The following is a 21,042-nucleotide window of genomic DNA, read 5'->3' as shown; positions in this document are numbered from 1 at the left end:
CCACGGCGCCGGCCCTGGCCTGCGGCTCGGCGCAGGCCAGGGCCGGCGCCGCGGCAGGTCATCGGTACGGATCTCACATCCGGTCAAAGCCGGCGACGGTGCAGCTGGCGATCTGCGCATGCGCCGAGGCCGCGTTCTGATCTTCGCCACGGGCCAGCTGCGACTGCTCGATGGTCGCCCAGTGGCGCCGACACAGCGGGCCGGTTTTGGAGCCCAGGTCCAGGGCCTTGCGCGCGAGGGTCTCGGCGCGCTCCCACTCGCCCAGGGCCAGGGCGACTTCGGCCCGCTCCTGCAGCAGGGTCGGATCTTCCGGGCTGAGCAGCAGCGCCTGGTTCAGCGCGTCGGCCGCACCGGACCAGTCTGCCCGCGCCTTGGCGGCATCGGCGGTGTCACGCAGGTCCTGGATTTGCGGATCGATCAACGGCTGGACCGAGAGCTCGCGATCATCGGACTTGCCGGCCGCCATTACCGCAGTCAGCGCCTGGGTCGGCGTGACGCGCGGCGCCACCGGCACCGGCGCCGGGGTGGGCTCGGTGACGCAGGCTGCGACCGGCAGCACGGCCAGACTGATCAGCAACAGACGGCGCAGGGGACTCATAGCGGGCTCTGGTTGGGTGAGGGGGTGGGCAGCGAGTGGGCCGGCGGCGGCTCCTCGTCCTTCTTCGGTGGCAGGCCGAACCAGCGACGCCAGCCGCCACCTCCTCCGTCCGTGTCGCCGTCACTGGGAAGGGTGTACTGCTGGCAGTCCGCGTAGGCCGGCGCATGCCCGGCCACGAACGGGAAGCGCCGTGCGCCCGGGCAGCTGGCATCGGTGGCGGCCGAGTCGGCCACCCACGCGTAATCCAAGCCCTTGCTGGAGACCTGCAGCGGCGCACTGGGCAGACGGGAGAAAATACCGGCCCACACCCGCATCGCGCCGGTGGCGCCGTACAGGCCGGTTTCCTTGTTCTGGTCGTTGCCCATCCAGATCACCGCCAGGTGATCGCCGGTATAGCCGGCGAACCAGCTGTCGCGGCCGTCGTTGCTGGTGCCGGTCTTGCCGGCGGGCGACAGCCGGCCCAGGCCATCGGACAGCAACTGCCGGCCAGTGCCTTCGGTGACCACGTCCTGCAGGGCCACGGTGACCAGATGGGCCGCGATGGAGTCCCCCTCCTGCGCAGCTGCGGGCGTCTTGTCGTAGCGGTTGAGCACCCGGCCCTGCGCGTCGATCACCCCACGCACGGCGTGCAGGGGCTGGATCTGCCCACCGGAGGCCAGGAACTGGTAGGCCTGGGCCATCGCGTACGGGCTCTGATCGGTGGCGCCCAAGATCAGCGCGGGATTGGGCGCCGCCTGGATGCCGGCCAGGACCTTGAGCACGTCGGCCACGCGCTGCGGATCGACCTTCAGGCCCACGCGCACGGTGGCCTGGTTGTAGGAATGGGCCAAGGCGTCGATCAGCCGCACGCGACCATGGCTGCGGTTATCCGAGTTGTCCGGCGACCAGGACTTTCCGCGCCCCAGCGGCACGGTGATCGGCGCATCCTCGACCCAGCTGGCCAGCGACCAGGTGTCCGGCTGGGCCAGGGCCAGCAGATAGACGAACGGCTTGATCAGCGAGCCGACCTGGCGCTGGGCTTCCACGGCGCGATTGAACCCCGGTTCGGTGACGTGGCGATTGCCGACCACCGCCAACACATCGCCGTTGTGCACGTCGGTCACGACCAGCCCGGCCTGCAGCGGCGGCCGCTTGCCCTTCTCCAGCTGGCCGAGGGTGTGCTTGACCGCGCCTTCGGCGTAGGCCTGGGCCGAGGGCGACATGCCGGTCATGACGGTCAGGCCGGCCCCGCGCAGGGCGCCCTCGGGGTAGTCGTGCGCCAACTGGCGGCGGACCAGGTCCACATAGGCCGGGAAGCGGTTGGCCGCGTTCAAGCCCGGATCGCGGGTGACTTCCAGGGGTGCCGCACTGGCGCGATCGAACTCCTTCTTGTCGATCAGCGTCGTGGCCAGCATCCGCCGCAGGGCCAGGTCGCGACGCTCCTTGGCGCGCTCGGGATGCCGGCGCGGATCGTAATAGGACGGCCCCTTGACGATGCCGATCAGCAGGGCGACCTGCTCGGTGGACAGGCTGTCCAGGTCACGCCCGAACCAGAACTCCGAGGCGGCGGCCACGCCGTGCACGGCCTGCCCGCCACGCTGGCCCCAGTACACCTGGTTGAAATAGGCCTCCAGGATGGTGCGCTTGTCGTAGCGCGCCTCCAGGATCAGCGCATAGAGGATCTCGTTGAACTTGCGGGTCAGGGTCTGCTCGCGGCCGATGCCCAGCAGGCCACTGCGGGCGAGCTGCTGGGTCAGGGTGCTTGCGCCCTGGCGCACCTGGCCGCCGGAGCGGACGAATTCCCAGGCCGCGCGCGCCATGCCGGACAGGTCGATGCCGTGGTGGGTCGCGAAATCGCGGTCCTCGACCGCCTGCAGCCCGGTCACCAGCAGCTCGGGCACGTCCTCCAGCTGGACCAGCCTGCGGTCTTCCTGGGACTTGCCGTACAGGGTGGCGATGCGCGCCGGGTCCAGCCGCGCCGAGGTGATGTTGCGGCCGCGGCGCACGTCGCGCACCCCCAGCACGGTGCCGTTGGACAGCACCACCTGCAGACGCATCGGCGGGATGATGTGGTCCACGTCGGTGAAGCCGCGGTTGGAGATGGTGAATCGGTTGCCGCTACGCGCGTAGGTGCCGGGCAGTTCGCCGGTGCCGTCGTCCTGGTAGGAGGCCGCGTCCAACTCGGTCTTCAACGTGTCCGCATCCAGCGCCTGACCCGGCGCCAGCGGCAGCGGGCGGGCATAGACCCGGGTGGGCACCTGCCACTGCAGGTTGCCAAAACGTTCGGTCACCTGGTGATTCAGGTAGGCCACGTAGGGGATCAGGAACCCCAGCGCCAGGGCCAACAGGCCCAACACCACGGTGATCAGGCGGCTGCGCCACGGAGAGGCGGATTTGCCGGAGTGCTCGTACGCGTCGTCGGCGCCGTGTTCGTCGTCTTTGCGGGCCACTTAAGGATGCGACAATGAAATGGACTGGCGAGTCTATCGCAGCCCGTGCGGCGGCCGAGGCGCCGGGCACCCCCTTGATCAGCTGGAGTTAGGTCCCCCGATGCCGATGTTGCTGGACGACGCACGCTTCCTGTTCACGCGTGCGGCATCGACCCTGCGCCGCCTGCTGGCCAGCGCGCGCACCCGGGGCGTGGCCCCGACGGCCCGTCGCGCGTGGGAACGCCTGTCCGGCCGCCTGACCCGGCCCCCGCCCGCTGAACCGCGGTGGCTGCCGGCCTCGGCACCCTTTGCGCCGTTCTCCGTGCCCTGTGCCGCCACGCCCCGCGCCAGCATCGTCATTCCGGTGTACGGGCAGTTGCAGATGACCGTGGACTGCTTACGCGCCCTGGCCGCGCGGCCACCACAGGTGCCGGTGGAGATCATCGTGGTCGACGACGGGTCGCCCGACGACACCGCCGCCTGCCTGAAGCAGGTGGACGGCCTGCATTACCACCTGCGCGCACGCAACGGCGGATTCATCGCCGCCTGCAACGACGGCGCTGCGCTGGCGCGGGGCGAGTACGTGGTGTTCCTCAACAACGACACCCTGCCCCAACCTGGTTGGCTGGATGCGCTGCTGGAGACCTTTGCCCAATACCCGGGCACCGGGCTGGCCGGGGCGAAACTGGTGTATCCCGATGGCCGCCTGCAGGAAGCCGGCGGCGTGGTCTTCGCCGACGGTTCTCGGTGCGGTTATGGCCGGCACGGTAATCCTGATGATCCACCCTATGCCTACGTACGCGAGGTGGACGATTGCTCCAGGGCAGCCATCGCCCTTCCACGCGACTTGTTTATCGCGATCGGCGGATTCGACACGCGCTACGCGCCGGCCTACTACGAGGACACCGACCTGGCCTTTGCGGTGCGCGCGGCCGGTTACAAGGTCATTTATCAGCCGGCGGCCGTGGTCGTGCATCGCGAAGGCGCCACGGCCGGCACCGATACCGGCAGCGGGATCAAGGCTTATCAGGTGCGCAACGCGGTGATCTTCGCCGAGAAGTGGCGCCAGGCGCTGGTCGCGCAACCGACGCCTGGGACTGTGCCCTCGCCTTCGACGCTGCACGCAGGACAGCGACAGTTGCTGATCGTGGATTCGATGACACCCAGCCCTGATCGCGATTCGGCTTCGCTGCGCCTAGTCAACCTGATCGCGCTGCTGAAGGAAGAAGGGTCGCATGTGTGCTTCGTCGCATCCGACCTGGCGCGCACGCCGGGTTATACCGAAGCACTCCAGCGCATGGGCGTGGAAGTCTGGTACGCCCCGTTCGCCAAGGCCCTGCCACGGCTGCTGCAGCAGCACGGCCACCGCTTCTCGGCCGTCATGCTGTGCCGGCACTACGTCGCTGACGCGTTGATCCCCTTGCTCCGCCGCCACGGCCCGCAGGCGCGCATCGTATTCGACACGGTGGACCTGCATTATCTGCGCGAGCAGCGTGGCGCCGAAGCCAGTGGCGATGCGGTCATGCTGCGCCAGTCCCAGGCGACCCGCGCACGCGAGCTGGCGGTGATGGCCGCCTCGGACACCACGCTGGTGGTCAGCCCGGTCGAACGCGAGGCACTGGCTCTCGCCGCGCCGCAGGTCCAGGTGGAGATCCTCTCCAATCTGCATCGCCTGGGCGAACCCGGCCTGCCGTTCGCCGAGCGCGCCGACCTGCTATTCGTGGGTGGCTTCCACCATCCGCCCAATGTCGACGCCGTGGTCTGGTTCGCTGCCGAGATCCTGCCACGTGTGCGCGCCCAATTGCCCCAACTGCGCCTCCATGTCGTGGGCGTCGATCCGCCGCCGCAGGTCGCGCGCCTGCACGGCCGCGACGGGGTGCTGGTCCATGGCCACGTCCCCGACCTGCAACCGCTGTTGGATGGCAGCCGCATCGCGGTGGCGCCCCTGCGCTACGGCGCCGGCGTCAAGGGCAAGGTCAACCAAGCCATGGCGCACGGCCTGCCGGTAGTGGCCACGCCGATGGCGGTGGAAGGCATGCACTTGGCCGATGGACGCGACGTGCTGGTCGGGGAATCAGCGCAGGCCTTCGCCGATGCGATCGTGCGCCTGCACGATGATGCGGCGCTGTGGGACACACTGGCCGCGCACGGCCTGGACAACGTGCGCCGCCACTTCTCGCTGGAGGCGGCGCGCGAGACGGTACGCCGGGTGTTTTTCGACGCCGCCACGCCCAGCGCGTAATCAGTCCGCGAGCAGCGCCGCCAGGGCGAGGTAGGCGCGGCGCACCGTCTCCGGTCCGTGCAGGTGCTCGAGCCGGCGCACGATGAAATGTCCTCGCGCCATGCTCTGGAAGTGGTCGGTGAACACCGAGTTGACCGTGGCCCCGCCCAGCGCGCCCAGGATCGGCACCCACTGTGCGGCGGCCTTCTCGCTGACCTGGATGGAATAGCGCTCGGCGATGGCCTTGACCAGGCCGACCAGCACCGGCGCGCCCTCCTTCTGCAGCCCGTGCCGGGCGACATGGCTGGCCGCGTCGGAGACCATGCGGCTCATGGCTTCGCGGGCGGCGTAATAGCCCACTTCGGTGGCATCGTCGGTGGGCGAATTGCCCCCCATCGCCAGCACCCGCACGCACTCCAGTCGCACGGCGGGATCGGTCAAGTCGGCCCCTTCGCTGCGGGCGATATCGGCGATCGAGCGCAGCATGATGGTCGTGGTCAGCGGCAGCTCGACAGCCAGGGCGGTCAGGCCGAAGGCACCGCCCACCGCCCCGGTGGCCGCCGTGGCGCCCAGGTGCCACCAATCCGAAGACTTGCGTGCCCCCTCGGGCTTGACCCGCGTGTCCATGGTGGTCAGCGACACCCGCAAGGCCGCGCCGATGGCCTTGCGCGCCGCGTAGGTGATCACGGTGTTGGCGCGCCGCGGCAGGAAGCCCAGCAGCTTCTCCACAGGCGTGCCGACCACGCTGGCCACACGCGCGCCGAAGCTGGGATTTTCCAGCCGCTGCACGGCTTGGCGCAGCTGTTCCAGGTCCTGGGGGCTCAGCGTGCCGGCGCTGCCGCCGGGGATGAGTTCCCCGGCAAGCGGGGGCGGCGTGGACGGGCCCCGGCGCATCGGTAGCTCAGCCACCACCCGCGCGGGCATGCGCCACGCGCGAGGCGAAGTCGGCCAGCCCGGGCGCATTGCGATCCAGCCCGCGCGCGCGCTGCAGGGCCTCGCCGGCCACCCCCAGCTCGCCCGCGCCCAGGCGCTCGGTGCCGATGTCGATCCAGCGCATCGCCAGCTGGCGCCGTGCGGCCGTCAGGTCCTCATCACCCGGCGAAAGGGCCTGCCAGGCATCCAGACAGCCCTGCGCAGCGCGTACGCGATTGGCTGCCAATTCCTGCCCCACGCAGCGCCGCACGTCCGGCAACAGGCGCTGCGCGGCACGCCGCACGTCCGCATCATCCGGGGCCAGTGCCTGGGCCGCGCGCAGCTTGTCGAACGCGCTCTCCCCAGGGGGATCGATCCAGTCGCCCCGCGCCTCTGCACGGGCGGCGGCCGCTAGCAACGCGCCGATCTGCCGACGGCGTTGCGGCGTTGCCGGGGTCGTCTGATCCAGCCGCGCCTGGCTGCGACGCGCGCGGTCGATCGCCGCTTCGGCCTGGCCAACGGCCTGGGAATTCGGCGCCAGCGCCTGGGCCTGTGCCAGATCCTCAGCGGCCGGGGCAAAGTCGAAATCCGCGGCCCGGCGCGCGGCCCGCTGCGCGTACAGGGCCGCCGCATTCTGCAGACCCAGCGTGGCCGCGCCGTCCTCGGGCGAGGCTTCGAGCACGCGACGATAGGTCGACACCGCCTGTTCCAGGCGACCGCCGCGCAGCGCTGCATCGGCGCGTCCGCGCTCGCGCTCGAGCCCCCGGGACAGCTCGGCACGCGTTTCGGGAAGGTCGTAGTGGCCAGGATCGTAGGTGCGCGCCTGTTCGATCGCGCGCGCGGCTTCCGCCAGGCGACCGGCATGGATGTCGCGCCGTGCGGTCTGCAACTGGTCCGACAGCAGGTCCTCCCGCGCCTCCAGGGCAATGGTGTTGTCCGGCTGCAAGGTCAGGATCTGGCGCAACAGGGGCAGGGCCGCGCCGGGGTCGCCGTCGAGATGGCCCGCCTCACGCGCGGCCACCGCCTGCGCAATCAGCGCACCGACGCCGGCACGATCGGCCTGGCGCTTGCGCAGCGCGCTGGCAATGGCATCGGACTGCGCCCGCGGCACCTGCAACTGCCGCGCCAGGGTCAGCGCGTCCTGCGCCGCCGGCAGATCATTGGCCTGCAGGGCCGCATGGGCCTGGGCAACCGCCGCCTGCCCGACCTGCGCCAGGCCGGCCCGGGCTTCGCTGCGGTCGTTGTCCAGCGCGAGCGCCGCCTCGAACCGCTGCCGCGCGCCACTGCCATCAGCAGCGGTCAGGTGTCCTTGTGCCAGCGCCACGTGTCCTTGATCGAGCAATGCCTGGATATGCGCGCCCTGCCACATCCGGTCGGCGATCGGCTTGCGCAGGGCCACCGCACAGGCCAGCAGCACCACGACGATCACCGCAGCGGCGATCCATGTCCGGTGACGCGCGTGCACAGGCCGCACCGGCGCGCGGGCGCGCACGGGATCGGCCATCGTCGATGGCGCTGGCCAGTCGATGCGTGGCTCGATCCTGCCGTCGGGACGCTGGTCGGACACCGGGTTCACGCCGCGCAGTATCCGCCAGGGCGCGTGATGAGCCGATCCCTACGCTGAACGCGTGGCACCCCGGCTTTCCTAACCGGCGCGCAGGGCCTGCTGCACACCCGGCAGGGCATCGAGCTTGCGCAACAAGGTGGACAACTGGCCGTAGTCAGACACCTTCAGACGCAGGCGGAAGCGGACCTTGCCCGTCCCGCGGCTGGCGTCGCTGTGGATGTCCAGTACGTGGGCATCCTCCTGGGCAATCAGCGTGGTGACGTCCTTGAGCAGCCACTTGCGGTCGATCGCCTCGATCAGCGCGTCGACCTCGTACCCCCCTCCGGCCACGCCCCACTCCACCGGCAGGACGCGCTGTGGATGCTGCGCGGCCAGCCGGCGCAGGGACGGGCAGTCGCGGCGGTGCACAGTGACCCCGCGCCCGCGGGTGAGATAGCCGACGATGGGTTCGCCGGCGACCGGCTGGCAACACTTGGCCAGTTGCACCAGCAGATTACCCACACCCTGCACGGTGAAGCGCGACTTGTCCGCGCCGGGCGCGCGCTGGACGGCACGACGGATGGGGTTCTGCGGCGGCAACGGGGCCTCGCCGGCCTGGGCACGCTGGTCCTCCTGCAGCGCGCGCGCCACCTGGCTGGGGCCGGTATCGCCCAGGGCGACCTGGATGTAGAGCTCTTCGGTCGATTCTGCACGGAACTTGCGCAGCGCCGGCGCCAGATCCAGTTGATGCAGGTGCAGACGCTTGAGTTCACGCTCGAGCAGGTCCTTGCCCGCGGCGACGTTGCCGGCCCGGTCCAGCTTGTGGAAGTAATGGCGCACCTTCTCGCGCGAGCGGTTGCTGGCCAAAAAGCCGTTGGCCGGCAGCAGCCAGTCGCGCTTGGGTTCGCCGGTCTTGCTGGTCAGGATCTCCACCCGGTCACCGCTGCGCAGCACATGCCCCAGCGGCACGATGCGACCGTTGACCTTGGCCCCGCGCGTGCGGTGCCCGACCATGGTGTGCACGTGGTAGGCGAAATCCAGCACCGTGCCGCCACGCGGCAAGTCGATGACTTCGCCCTTGGGCGTGAGCGTGTAGATCCGGTCTTCGGCCAGCTCGGCGCCGAACTCGCTTTCCAGGCCCTGGCCGCCGGCCGACTCGCTCTCGTTGGCATGTTCCAGCAGGCGCCGCATCCAGGCGATCTTGCGGTCGAAGGCGGCGTCACCCCCGCCCTCCTTGTAGCGCCAGTGCGCGGCCACGCCCAGTTCGGCCTGGGCGTGCATGTCGTGGGTGCGGATCTGCACCTCCAGCGCGCGTCCTTCCGGGCCGACCACCGCGGTGTGCAGCGAGCGGTAGTCATTGGCCTTGGGCCGGGCGATGTAGTCGTCGAACTCCGAGGAGATCGGCGTCCACAGCGCATGGACCACGCCCAGCGCCGCGTAGCACTGGGCCACGTCGTCCACTGCGATGCGCACCGCACGCAGGTCGAATAGCTCGTCCAGCGCCACCTGCTTGCGCTGCATCTTCTTCCAGATGCTGTAGATGTGCTTGGGGCGCCCGCTGACCTCGCCTGCGATGCGGTGCTCGGCCAGCGCCGCACGCAGGGTCGTCTTGACCTGCTCGATGTAACGCTCGCGTCCGGTGCGCTTTTCGTCCAGTTGGGCGGCGATGGACCGGTAGGTCTCCGGCTGCAGGTAGCGGAAGGCCAGATCCTCCAGCTCCCACTTGAGCTGCCAGATCCCCAGGCGGTTGGCCAGGGGCGCATGGATGTCGCGCGTGAGCAAGGCCAGCTCACGACGGGCGTCCTCGGGCATTGCGGCAGCCTTGCGCATCCGCGCCAGTTGCCGCGACAGCAGGATCGGCACCACCCTCAGGTCCTGGATCATCGCCAGCAGCAGCCGGCGCAGGCCTTCGGTGTTGCGCGCGGCGGCCGGTTCGGCGTGCAGGGCCCAGACCTGCGCAGCGGCCTGCTGCCCTTCCAGCAGCGCCAGCAGCCCCGGATGCGCGGCGCGCAGATCGGGCGACAGCGCCTCCTGCAGGTTGGGCACGCCGAACAGCAAGGCTGCGCACAGCACTTCGCCATCGGCCGACAGTCCGGTCAGGGTCTGCAGCGCATCGGCCAGCACCGGCCAAGGGTCGGGCATGCCGTTCTGCACGTCTTCCTGCTGGAGGCGTTCTTGCAGGGGGTCGCGCAACGACAAGGGCAGTGCGGCAAGCACCCCTGAAACGACATCTGATTGAGCTGGGGGAACGGCGGACATCGACGCGACCATGACACGAAGCGGGGAATGGTTGCGAATACACTACTGGTCCGCCCAATCCGGGAACACCCATGCCTCGCGCCCTGCGCTACAGCCTGCCGGCCTCTGTCCGTTTCCTGCCGCTGCACGCCGCGGCGCAACAGGCGGCGCCGGCGACGGATCTGAGGCAGCAGATGAGGCCGAGCGCGTTCAAGGCGGCCGACCTGGACAGGCTCGGCGCCGGCGAACTGGCCCACCTCAACGCTTGGCCGAATCACAGTGTCGATACCCAGTCGGCAGCGACCGCCACCCCTGCGAGGGCGGACGCCAAGCTCGGCCGCGCCGAGGTCGTCAAGGCCAGGGAAGCAGGACGCGAGGAAGTGAGCGAAGAAAACCGTCACTTCGTGAGCTTTGTCTCCGAGGAGCCCATCAAGTCGACGATTTCCGATCGCTTCGAAGGGTTCGACAAGGGATGCAAGTGGACGTTTGCCAATGGACAAGCCTGGCGACAGGTGGATTCTGCGGCCCTGGTAAGCGTCCGTTGCGCCCATACCATCATGACGATCCAGCCTGACGTCCGGGGGGCCTGATACATGCGCATCGAAGGCTTCAACACCTCCGCATCGGTCAAGCGCATCAAGTGAACACCAGCGCGTCGCCGCAGCCGGCGCGCGATGCGCTCCGCGTGCGGCTGCACGCGCCCATCGACTGGCTGCGGCGCCAGTTCCGCGCCAACGACCTGTGGTTCATCGGCCTGTCCACGCTGGTCGGCCTGATCGCGGCCGCGTTGACCTTGCTCCAGGGCGGCCTGTCGCGCGCCATGCAGGCCATGCTCTATGACTTGGCGCCTGGCGAGCATCTCAGCGCCTCCGGGAGCATGAGCGTGTCCCAGTTGCTGGTCCTGCCGCTTGGCGGACTCTTGGTCGGCCTGGTGACGCTGGCCGCGCGACGGCGCAAGCGCGCGCTGGTCGATGCGGTCGAGGCCAACGCGCTGCACGGCGGGCGCATGTCGATGCGCGACAACCTGATCATCTCCCTGCAGACGCTGCTGTCCAACGGCTTCGGCGCCTCGGTCGGGCTGGAAGCCGCCTATGCCCAGATGGGCGCCGGCGCCGGTTCGCAGCTCGGACGCCTGCTGCGCGTGCGCCGGGCCGACATGCGCACCCTGGTCGGCGCCGGCGCCGGCGGTGCGATCGCCGCCGCGTTCGGGGCCCCATTGGCCGGGGCGTTCTACGCCTTCGAGATCGTCATCGGCGCCTATACGCCCTCGGCGCTGGCTCCCGTGGCCGCGGCCACCCTGTCCGGTGCGTTCCTGGCCGAAGCCCTGGGCGCCCCGCCCTACCTGCTGCCGGCCGCCTCCACCTACGAGCTGGCCCCGCGCGACTACGCGATCTATATCGCCCTGGGCCTGACCTGCGCCCTGATCGGGATCGCGGTGATGCGGCTGGTCGCGGGCATCGAGCGGGTGATCGGCAAGCTGGAGCTGCCGGTCTGGGGGCGGCCGGTGGTCGGCGGCCTGCTGCTGATCCCGCTGGCGCTGTATTCCCCGCAGATCCTCTCCTCCGGCCACGGCGCCCTGCACCTGGACATGGGTAACGCCAACACGCTGCGGATCCTGGCCACGTTGCTGGTGCTCAAATGCCTGGCCTCGGGCATCTCGCTGGGTTTCGGCTTCCGCGGCGGCCTGTTCTTCGCCTCGCTGTTCATGGGCTCGCTGGTCGGGGCGTTCTTCGCCGTGGGCATGAACCAGCTGGTGGATACCTCGGTGGTCGATGTCACCAGCGCCTCGCTGGTCGGCATGGCCGCGCTGGCTGCGGCGATCGTCGGCGCGCCGATGACCATGGCCATGCTGATCCTGGAGGGCACGCATGATTTCGTCCTGGCCAGCGCGGTGATGGTCGCCGTACTGGTGGCCAACACGGTGGTGCGCCAGGCCTTCGGCTATTCGTTCTCCACCTGGCGCCTGCATCTGCGCGGGGAAAGCATCCGCAGCGCCCGCGACGTGGGCTGGGTGCGCAACCTGTCGGCCGGCAAGATGATGCGCAAGGACGCCAACCACACGCCGGAAACCACTAGCGTGGCCGAGTTCCGCCGACGCTTTCCGCTGGGCTCGACCCAGCGCGTGGTCCTGGAAGACGCCGATGGCCACTACGCCGGTGTCGTGCCACTGTCCCTGATCTATGCCGATGGCATCGGCAAGGACGCGACCGTGGCCGACTACGCGCAGAACCGCGACGCGGCGCTGTCGGCCGACACCGATATCGTCTCGATCATGCAGGCCTTCGATGCCACCCAGGCCGACGAACTGGCCGTGGTCGACGACGCGCGCAAGGTGCTGGGCGTGCTGTCCGAAGGCTTCGTGCGCAAGCGCTATGCCGAGGAACTGGAGAACCGCCAGCGCGAACTCATGGGCGAACGCGGACGGGGCGAGGACTAGCGTTCGCCGCCAGGTGCGCCATCGATGCGCTACCGTCGAGACTGGCCGACTGGCACTTCAAATTCGCCACGCGCCCGGACCGTTACGACAAGGAGGACACGATATGGGCTCAATGAGCGTCTGACACTGGACGATCCTGCTGTTTGTCTCGCTGGTCTGGGTGATTCCCTTCTGGCGCATCGTGGCCAAGGCGGGTTATCCCGGCGCCCTGGCATTGCTGGGCCTGATCCCCGGCGTCAATCTCATCCTGCTCTGGATCTTCGCCTTCGTGCGCTGGCCCGTGGAATCGCGGCGGGCGTAAGGCCTATCGCTTCAGCGCCCCTGCAGCGCCGCCACCCGCTGCGCCAGCTTCTTGGGGCTGATGCCGCTGCGCGCGCCCAATTCCTGGGCGAACAGCGACACGCGCAGTTCCTCGATGTCCCAGCGCAGCGCCTGCCACTCGTCCGACTGCACGCGGCCCAGCGCGGCAGCGTCTTCCAAGGCCTGCACGAACGGGGTCAGCTCCAGCATGCGCTGCTGGTCGCGGCTGGGATCGCGCTTGGCCCGTTCGGCGCGCAGCTTCATTGCCTTGAGATAACGCGGGAATTGCGCCAGCGCCTCGGCCGGGGTTTCGCGCAAAAATCCCGGGTGCACCAGCGCGTCGAGCTGGGCGTGCAGGTCATCCAGGTTGCCGCGCGCCCAGCCCATCAGCGGGGCTTCCAGTTCGGGCTTGAGCTCGGCCACGGCCGCCAGGATGGCCTCGGCGAGCTTGAGCCGTTCCATCGCCTCGCCGAACAGCGCCTTGCCGGCCGCATCGCGGCGCTGGGCGAAGCTGCCCGGGTCGCGGACCTCGCTTAAGCCCTCGGCCAGCACCGCATTCAAGGCCGCATCGACGATGTCGCCACGCAGGCGTTCCTGCGATTCCAGCGCCGCGTACAGCAGCCCGGTCTTGGGCGACACCGGCAGCTGCTTGCGCGCTTGCTTGACCTTGTCGGCCAGCGCCAGCTCCATGAGACGACGCACGCCGCGGGGATGTGCGGCGACCGCCTGGGCGCGATCGGCGAAGATGCGCAGTGCGGCGCTATCGCCCTCGTCCACCAGTGCCGGATATGCCGGTACGCCGGCTTCGCCGGGGACCTGCAGCGGGATCGGTTCGGACGGAAACGCGTGCAGGCCCTCGCTGGCCAGCGCGCGCCCGGCACGCGCAGCGAATGCATGGCCCGCCTGCGTCCCGAAACGCGCGCGCAGTGCCTCCAGGTCACGCGAGGACGCCAGCACCTTGCCGTGCTCGTCGCGCAGGCGCAGATGCATGCGCAGGTGGGGCTCCAGTGCGGCCTCGTCGAAATCCAGCGCGCTCACCGCCACGCCGGTGGCCTTGGTCAGGAAACGCGCCAGCTCGCCGCGCAGGTCATCGCCGGACGGCTTGGCGAAGGCTTCATAGAACGCCCGGCCGAAGTCCGGCGCCGGCACGAAGTTGCGCCGCTGCGCCTTGGGCAGCGAGCGGATCAGGCCGGCCGCCTTTTCGGCGACGAAGCCCGGGGCCAGCCACGACAGCCGCGCCGGATCCAGCGCATTGAGCAGATGCAGCGGCACCTCCAGGGTGACGCCGTCGTCTTCCGCGCCCGGCTCGAACCTGTACTGCAGCGGCAGGCGCGCATCGCCCAGCGCGAAATACTTCGGGTACCGGTCCGCCTCGCTGCCTTCGCCGGGCAGCAGGTCGGCCAGCGACCAGCGCAGGGTCTGGCGCTTGTCGTCGGCCAGCGTCTTCCACCACGCGTCCAGTCCGGCGGCCGAATGCAGCTCGCCCGGGATGCGGTCCAAGTACCAGCGCGCCTGCCAGTCCTCGTCGGCGACGATGCCGGCGCGGCGCAGCTTGGCTTCTTCCTCATGCGCGGTGGCCAGCACCTTGCCGTTGTCGGCGACGAACGCGGCGCGCGTATTGATCTCGCCCGGCACCAGCCCCTGGCGCACGAACAGTTCATGCGCCTCCTGCGGCGCGATGCGCCCGTAGTGCACCGGCTTTTTCGGCGCCAGTACCAGGCCGAACAGGCTGATCTGCTCGGAGGCCAGCACCTGTCCCTGCGCGCGGGACCAGTGCGGGTCGAAATGCTTGCGCGCCAGCAATTGCGGCACCTCGGCGATCACCCAGTCCTGCTCGATCGACGCGTTGGTCAGGCCCCACACCCGCTGAGTATCGAGCAACGTGGCGGTGAGCACCCAGGCCGGCGGCTTTTTCGCCAGCGCCGAGCCGGGGAACAGATGGAAGCGGCGCTGGCGCGGCGCCAGGAAATCGCCCTTCTCGGTGCGGTGGCCCACCTGCGTGGGCAAACCGGCGATCAGCGCGCGATGCAGCGACTGGTAGGCGGCGCTGCGTTCGCGTTCGCTGATGCGTACACCGGGGTCCGCGTCGACTTTCCGTTCTGGCTTGGCCGCCTCTGGTGCGCTCCCGGAGAAAGTCGACGCTGCCCCCGTTTTTGCTTTCCCCTCCCGCGCCAAGCGCGCGGCCCGATGCAGCTCGCCCCGGGTGGGACGCGAGGCGGGCTTGCCGTCATGGCCCACCGAAGCAGCAGGCGAACCCGCCAGCAGCGGCGCCAACGCGGCGGCGACTGGTTCCTCGGCCCAGCCCAGCTCCTCGCACAGCACGCGCAGCTGGCGATGCAGTTCGCGCCACTCGCGCATGCGCAGGAAGCCCAGGAAATTGCGCCCGCACCAGTCGCGCAGCTTGGACTGGGTCAGGTCTTCGTGGGCCTGGTTGTAGCCGTCCCACAGGCGCAGGATGCCGACGAATTCCGAGCGCGCATCGGCGAACTTGGCATGCGCGTTGTCGGCCGCCTCGCGCGCCTCGGGCGGGCGTTCGCGCGGATCCTGGATCCCCAGGAACGCGGCGATCACCAGCATCGGCCGCAGGCAGCCGTGGGCCTGCGCGGCGACCAGCATGCGCGCCAGCTTCACGTCCACCGGCAGGCGCGCCATGCGCCGACCGACCTCGGTCAGCTTGCGCAGGCCATGCCGATCAGCCTCGGTGACCGCGCCCAGCTCGACCAGCTGCTGCCAGCCATCGGCGATGGCGCGCTCGTCCGGCGCCTCCAGGAACGGGAAGTCCTCAATCCGGCCCAAGCCCAGCTGCAGCATGCGCAGGATCACGCCGGCCAGCGACGAACGCCGGATCTCCGGGTCGGTATAGCGTGGGCGTGCCTCGAAATCGGCCTGCGCGAACAGGCGCACGCAGATGCCTTCGGCCACGCGGCCGCAGCGGCCCATGCGCTGGTTGGCGCTGGCCTGGCTGATCGGCTCGATATGAAGGCGGTCCAGCTTCTGCCGCGGGCTGTAGCGCTTGACCCGCGCCAGGCCCGGATCGACCACGTAGCGGATGCGCGGCACGGTCAGCGAGGTCTCGGCGACGTTGGTGGCCAGCACGATGCGCCGCTGCGAGCCAGGATTGAACACCGCGTCCTGGTCCTTGGCCGAGAGCCGCGCGTACAGGGGAAGGACCTCGGTATGCCGGTACTTGCGCCGTTCCAGGGCCTGGTGCGCATCACGGATCTCGCGCTCGCCGGGCAGGAAGATCAGCACGTCGCCGCGTGCGTCTTCGCGGGTGATCTCGTCCACTGCGGCCACGATGGCCTCGTTGACGCTGCGCTCGCCCTGCTCCGAATCATCCGCGGCCGTCCGTGGCGAAACTCGATCGGCTCCGGAATCGCCGGCCCGGCCATCCGTGGCCGGTCGTTCGACAACCTGGCGAGCACCTTGATGGTGCTCACCCGAGCCGGTTGTCTCACCCAGCGGCCGGTAGCGCACCTCCACCGGGAAGGTGCGACCCTCCACGCTGACCACCGGCGCATCGTCGAAATGCGCGGCGAAGCGGGCGGTGTCGATGGTGGCTGAGGTGACGATGGCCTTCAGGTCGCGGCGCTTGCGCAGTAGCTGCTTTAGGTAGCCCAGCAGGAAATCGATGTTGAGGCTGCGCTCGTGCGCCTCGTCGACAATGATCGTGTCGTAGTTGGACAGCCAGCGGTCGCTGGCAATTTCCGCCAGCAGGATGCCGTCGGTCATGAACTTGATGCGGGTGTCCTCGCCGACGTTGTCGTTGAAGCGCACCTGGTAGCCGACCGCCCCGCCCATCGGCACCTGCAGCTCCTCGGCTACGCGCCGGGCCACCGCGCGCGCGGCGATCCGGCGCGGCTGGGTGCAGCCGATCATGCCGGCCACGCCGCGTCCGGCCGCCAGGCAGAGCTTGGGCAACTGCGTGGTCTTGCCCGAGCCGGTCTCGCCGGCGATCACCACGACCTGATGGTCGCGGATCAATTCGACGATCCGCTCGCCTTCGCGGGCGATCGGCAGCGCGTCATCCAGGGTCACCGCCGGCAACGAGGCCGCGCGCGCCTGGCAGGCGGCGACCGAGGCGCTCAGCGCCTGGCCAAAGCGCTCGCGAAGCTGCTCGTCACCGGGTTTGGCCTTCCAGCGCGACAACAGGCCATAAAGGCGGCCACGGTCGCGACTCAGCGCGCCATCGATGGCGCGCCGGGCGGCGTCGGGAGACTGGGGGAGTTCTACGATTGATGCCATGAATCGATCGATCTGGATCTTTTGATTACCAAACTTCATCTACGCGGTTTATTGTGAACCATCGCCACTGACGAGGAGCTCCACATGGCCAAGACCAAGACCGCGACCAAGAAGAAGAAGGCCACCCCGCTGGCGGCCGCCCCCAGCGCGCCCGGCGTGGATATCGGGATCGCCCCCGACGACCGCAAGCACATCGCCGATGCACTCTCGCACTTCCTGGCCGACGCCTACACCCTGTACCTGAAGACCCACAACTTCCACTGGAACGTGACCGGGCCGATGTTCAACTCACTGCACACCATGTTCGAGGGGCAGTACACCGAACAGTGGGGCGCGCTGGACGAGGTGGCCGAGCGCATCCGCGCCCTGGGCTACAACGCGCCGGGCTCGTACGCCGAATTCGTCAAGCTGACCTCCATCCCGGAGGAGCCGGGCCTGTCCAACAGCGCCGACTGGAAGGAGATGGTCCGCCAGCTGGTGGTCGGCAACGAGGCGGTCTGCCGCACCGCGCGCCAGACCCTCAAGACCGCCGAGGAAGGCAACGACGACCCGACCGTGGATCTGATGACCCAGCGCCTGAACACCCACGAAAAGTACGCGTGGATGCTGCGTTCGTTGCTGCAGTAAGGTCCGGTCTGGCCTGCTGACCAGGCATCACTTCCCGGCATTTGTACCGCAAATGCTGGGGGCCGCGCCTTCGGCACGCCCCTTGACTCAAGGGGGCTTTCCACCAGCGAGTTGATTGGGAAGCTGCAGTCGGCCTCCAGAAATTTCCGACGTGATGTGTCGCCTATGCCCGGCCCTGCGCCGGGCATTGCGTCCCTGGGGAATGAGACGCCGGCCCGGTATCCTGTGCACATGCAGGAACGTGCGCTTGAAATCCTCCACCGGGTGTTCGGTCACCCCGGTTTCCGCGGCGAGCAGGCCGCCATCGTCGAACATGTCGCCAGCGGCCACGATGCCCTGGTGCTGATGCCCACCGGCGGCGGCAAGTCGCTGTGCTACCAGGTGCCGGCGCTGCTGCGCGAGGGCACCGCGATCGTGGTCTCGCCACTGATCGCGCTGATGCAGGATCAGGTCGAGGCGCTGCACCAGCTCGGCGTGCGCGCCGAATTTCTCAACTCATCGCTGGATGGCGAGACCGCGCAGCAGGTCGAACGCGACCTGCTGGCCGGGGAGTTGGACCTGCTGTATGTCGCGCCCGAGCGGCTGCTGACCGGGCGCTTCCTGTCCTTGCTGGACCGCGCGCGAATCGGCCTGTTCACCATCGATGAGGCGCATTGCGTGTCGCAGTGGGGCCACGATTTCCGTCCCGAATACCGCAAGCTCACCGTCCTGCACGAGCGCTGGCCGGACATCCCGCGCATCGCACTGACCGCGACGGCCGATCCGCCGACCCAGGCCGAGATCGCCGAGCGCCTGCAGCTGGAGGACGCGCGCCGCTTCGTCAGCTCCTTCGACCGTCCCAACATCCGCTATACCGTGGTGCAGAAGGACAATGGCCGCCGTCAGCTGCTCGACTTCCTGGCCGACCACAAGGGCGAGGCCGGCATCGTCTACTGCATGTCGCGCAAGAAGGTCGAGCAGACCGCCGAATTCCTGCGCGAGAAGGGCTTCGACGCCCTGCCTTACCACGCCGGCCTGGAGGCGCAGGTGCGCGCGGACAACCAGCGCCGGTTCCTGCGCGAGGACGGCATCGTGGTCTGCGCGACCATCGCCTTCGGCATGGGCATCGACAAGCCGGACGTGCGCTTCGTGGCGCATACCGACCTGCCCAAATCGCTGGAGGGTTACTACCAGGAAACCGGCCGCGCCGGCCGCGACGGCGAACCGGCCCAGGCTTGGCTGGCCTACGGCCTGGGCGATGTGGTCCTGCTCAAGCAGATGATCGAACAGGGCGAGGCCGCCGAGGAACGCAAGCGACTTGAGCGGCGCAAGCTGGACCAGCTGCTGGGCTATTGCGAATCCATGCAGTGCCGCCGCCAGGTGTTGCTGGCCGGCTTCGGCGAGACCTATCCCCAGCCCTGCGGCAACTGCGACAACTGCCTCACGCCCGCGGCCAGCTGGGATGCGACCGAGGCGGCGCGCAAGGCGCTGAGCTGCGTGTATCGCACCGGCCAGCGCTTCGGCGCGGCGCACCTGATCGACGTGCTGCGCGGCGCTGACACCGAACGCATCCGCCAGCTCGGCCACGACCAGCTCACCACCTATGGCATCGGCAAGGACCTGGACGCGTCGATGTGGCGCGGGGTGTTCCGCCAGCTGGTGGCGGCCAGCGTGCTGGAGGTCGATGCCGAAGGCCACGGCAGCTTGCGCCTGACCGCGTCGGCCAAGCCGATCCTGCAGGGCCAGCAGACCGTGCTGCTGCGCAAGGATTCGCCCAAGCTGCGCCAGCGCACCAGCAATGGCAGCAGCCAGGTCGCCGCCGAGCTGTCCGAAGTCGACCAGCCGCTGTTCCAGGCCCTGCGGCGTCTGCGCGCGCAGTTGGCCAAGGAGCAGAACGTGCCGGCCTACGTGATCTTCCACGACGCCACCCTGCGCAACATCGCCGAGCAGCGCCCCATCGACCTGCGCGCCCTGGCCCGGGTGGGCGGCGTTGGCGGCAGCAAACTGGATCGCTACGGACCGGCGCTGATCGAAGTGGTGCGCGAGGCTGGATGACGGGCACGCGGGGTCAGGTTCACTTCCCCCGACGTCCTCCAAGGCGATACAGACGACGAAGGAAAGTGAACCTGACCTCGCCCCACACTCTTTCCAAAGGATTGCCTGCATGAGCGGCTACTGCACCATCGCCCCCGGCCACCCCATCCACGGCACCTACCACGACACCGAGTACGGCTTTCCGCAACGCGACGAATCGGTGCTGTTCGAGCGCCTGCTGCTGGAAATCAACCAGGCCGGGCTGAGCTGGGAAACCATCCTGCGCAAACGCGCGGCCTTCCGCGCGGCGTACAGCGGCTTCGACGTGGATGCGGTGGCCGCCTACGGTGAGGCGGAGATCGCGCGCCTGATGGCCGACGCCGGCATCATCCGCAACCGGCTCAAGGTGCTGGCCGCCATCCACAACGCCCAGGTCATCCAGCGCCTGCGCGCCTCGCACGGCGGTTTTGCCGCGTGGCTGGATGCGCACCATCCGCTGGAAAATGCGGACTGGGTGAAGCTGTTCAAGAAGACCTTCCGCTTCACCGGCGGGGAGATCACCGGCGAGTTCCTGATGAGCCTGGGCTACCTGCCCGGTGCCCACCACGCCGACTGCCCGGCCTATGCCGAGGCCGCCCGGCATCAGCTGCCATGGATGCAGGGGCAGAGCACCTGATCGCCCAACGGCGCCCTGAAGGGCGGCAAGGCTTTCTCAGGCCCGATCGATGACTCCGTGGCGATGTCATCCGCGAGTCGAGCGCTGGCCCGGGGGCTTCAACCGGCCAGATGCCGACACAGCGCCGCCCAGGTGGTCGAACCGGCGATGGCCACGAATCCCACCTGCTGCGCCAAGAGCACCGCCAGCAGCAGCGGATACGGCGGCAGGAGCCGTCCAGCGCGCATGTCGCGCACCATCAGGACCAGGGCGACCACCACGCTGATCAGCATGCCGGCATGGAAGACCGTATCGAAGGACGACACGCCCGGCAGGTAGGCGCCCAGCGCACGCGCGGTCGCCGGCGGCAGCACCAGCACGGCGGTGCAGGCCATGTAGCGCAGGTGCAGCGGCCGACGCCGCCGGTGCCACAGCGCCAGGACATAGCAGCAGGCGAAGAACGCCAACCCGAGGAAATCCACCCAGGCCAGGCGCGTGGCATAGGCACGCTGGAACGGGTTGGTTCCCGCCAGTGCGTCACAGACCAGCAGTACGCCGGACACCAGGAACGGCGGGACGATCGCCAGCGAAGACCAGCCCAGGATCCGATGCGGCGCCAAATGCCGGGTCCGCGCCAGGGTCGCCTGCACGATCAACAGCAGCAGCCAGGTCGTGGCGAGCGTTCCATGGACCAGGCGCAACGTGCCGACCCGGGTCGGCTGGGAGAAGAACGAGGGATAGAAGCCGGCCACGGCCACCAGCAGGGCCACGCCGAAGTAATAGACGCTCGTGTCGTGCGACTGCGTTCGCGACAGCTGCATGGCCGTGTTTCCAAGGGGAAT

The 21,042-nt window shown here is 69.2% G+C and carries 14 protein-coding genes; 7 read left to right on the top strand and 7 right to left on the bottom strand.

Translation table 11 applies throughout. The features are described 5' to 3' along the window. Window positions 1–73: 73 nt before the first annotated feature. Window positions 74–598, bottom strand: a complete 525-nt coding sequence (locus PJ250_RS12500; protein ID WP_271644896.1) for a hypothetical protein — start codon at window positions 596–598, stop codon at window positions 74–76. Beyond that, entirely contained in the window at window positions 595–3,027 is a 2,433-nt protein-coding gene (mrcB, locus tag PJ250_RS12495) for a penicillin-binding protein 1B (protein WP_271644895.1), read from the bottom strand. The genes PJ250_RS12500 and mrcB overlap by 4 nt, the downstream gene beginning before the upstream one ends. Before the next feature lie 100 nt (window positions 3,028–3,127). On the opposite strand from mrcB, the gene PJ250_RS12490 reads away from it, so the two are divergent. Next, on the top strand, window positions 3,128–5,248 hold the full coding sequence (locus PJ250_RS12490) for a glycosyltransferase (RefSeq protein WP_271644894.1): 2,121 nt from the start codon (window positions 3,128–3,130) through the stop codon (window positions 5,246–5,248). On the opposite strand, the gene PJ250_RS12485 is transcribed toward PJ250_RS12490, so the two are convergent. The 3 genes from PJ250_RS12485 to PJ250_RS12475 form a co-directional block, all read right to left on the bottom strand. Then, a complete protein-coding gene (locus tag PJ250_RS12485; protein ID WP_271644893.1) occupies window positions 5,249–6,121 on the bottom strand; it encodes an EcsC family protein in 873 nt (290 codons plus the stop codon). Window positions 6,122–6,128: 7 nt separating this feature from the next. Beyond that, a complete protein-coding gene (locus PJ250_RS12480; RefSeq protein ID WP_271644892.1) occupies window positions 6,129–7,715 on the bottom strand; it encodes a hypothetical protein in 1,587 nt (528 codons plus the stop codon). 69 nt (window positions 7,716–7,784) lie between these two features. Then, a complete protein-coding gene (locus tag PJ250_RS12475; protein ID WP_271644891.1) occupies window positions 7,785–9,827 on the bottom strand; it encodes a RelA/SpoT family protein in 2,043 nt (680 codons plus the stop codon). A 188-nt stretch (window positions 9,828–10,015) separates the two neighbouring features. On the opposite strand from PJ250_RS12475, the gene PJ250_RS12470 reads away from it, so the two are divergent. From PJ250_RS12470 to PJ250_RS12460, 3 genes are all read left to right on the top strand, one after another. After that, window positions 10,016–10,513 carry a hypothetical protein gene (locus PJ250_RS12470; RefSeq protein ID WP_271644890.1) on the top strand — a complete coding sequence of 166 codons (498 nt, stop codon included), beginning with the start codon at window positions 10,016–10,018 and terminating at the stop codon, window positions 10,511–10,513. 50 nt (window positions 10,514–10,563) lie between these two features. After that, the gene (locus PJ250_RS12465; protein ID WP_333909482.1) at window positions 10,564–12,360 is read left to right on the top strand and encodes a chloride channel protein; all 1,797 of its coding nucleotides are present in this window, start codon (window positions 10,564–10,566) and stop codon (window positions 12,358–12,360) included. A 160-nt stretch (window positions 12,361–12,520) separates the two neighbouring features. Beyond that, the gene (locus tag PJ250_RS12460; RefSeq protein ID WP_271644889.1) at window positions 12,521–12,661 is read left to right on the top strand and encodes a hypothetical protein; all 141 of its coding nucleotides are present in this window, start codon (window positions 12,521–12,523) and stop codon (window positions 12,659–12,661) included. 11 nt (window positions 12,662–12,672) lie between these two features. Here PJ250_RS12460 and PJ250_RS12455 read toward each other — a convergent pair whose 3' ends face one another. Further along, window positions 12,673–16,905 (bottom strand): DUF3418 domain-containing protein, encoded by a 4,233-nt coding sequence (locus PJ250_RS12455; RefSeq protein ID WP_271644888.1) that lies wholly within the window; start codon window positions 16,903–16,905, stop codon window positions 12,673–12,675. Between the two features lie 84 nt (window positions 16,906–16,989). On the opposite strand from PJ250_RS12455, the gene PJ250_RS12450 reads away from it, so the two are divergent. The 3 genes from PJ250_RS12450 (at window position 16,990) to PJ250_RS12440 (ending at window position 20,221) form a co-directional block, all read left to right on the top strand. Next, the gene (locus tag PJ250_RS12450) at window positions 16,990–17,532 is read left to right on the top strand and encodes a Dps family protein (RefSeq protein WP_271644887.1); all 543 of its coding nucleotides are present in this window, start codon (window positions 16,990–16,992) and stop codon (window positions 17,530–17,532) included. A gap of 231 nt (window positions 17,533–17,763) precedes the next feature. Beyond that, complete coding sequence (gene recQ, locus PJ250_RS12445) at window positions 17,764–19,566, top strand: DNA helicase RecQ (protein WP_271644886.1); 1,803 nt, start codon at window positions 17,764–17,766, stop codon at window positions 19,564–19,566. A 109-nt stretch (window positions 19,567–19,675) separates the two neighbouring features. After that, window positions 19,676–20,221 (top strand): DNA-3-methyladenine glycosylase I, encoded by a 546-nt coding sequence (locus PJ250_RS12440; protein WP_271644885.1) that lies wholly within the window; start codon window positions 19,676–19,678, stop codon window positions 20,219–20,221. Between the two features lie 98 nt (window positions 20,222–20,319). On the opposite strand, the gene PJ250_RS12435 is transcribed toward PJ250_RS12440, so the two are convergent. Next, a complete protein-coding gene (locus tag PJ250_RS12435) occupies window positions 20,320–21,021 on the bottom strand; it encodes a hypothetical protein (protein ID WP_271644883.1) in 702 nt (233 codons plus the stop codon). Window positions 21,022–21,042 lie beyond the last annotated feature (21 nt).

The sequence above is a fragment of the Pseudoxanthomonas sp. JBR18 genome (assembly GCF_028198165.1).
Classification (GTDB): domain Bacteria; phylum Pseudomonadota; class Gammaproteobacteria; order Xanthomonadales; family Xanthomonadaceae; genus Pseudoxanthomonas_A.
Note: the sequence above shows the minus strand (reverse complement) of the source record. Positions and strands in the feature narration are given on the sequence as shown.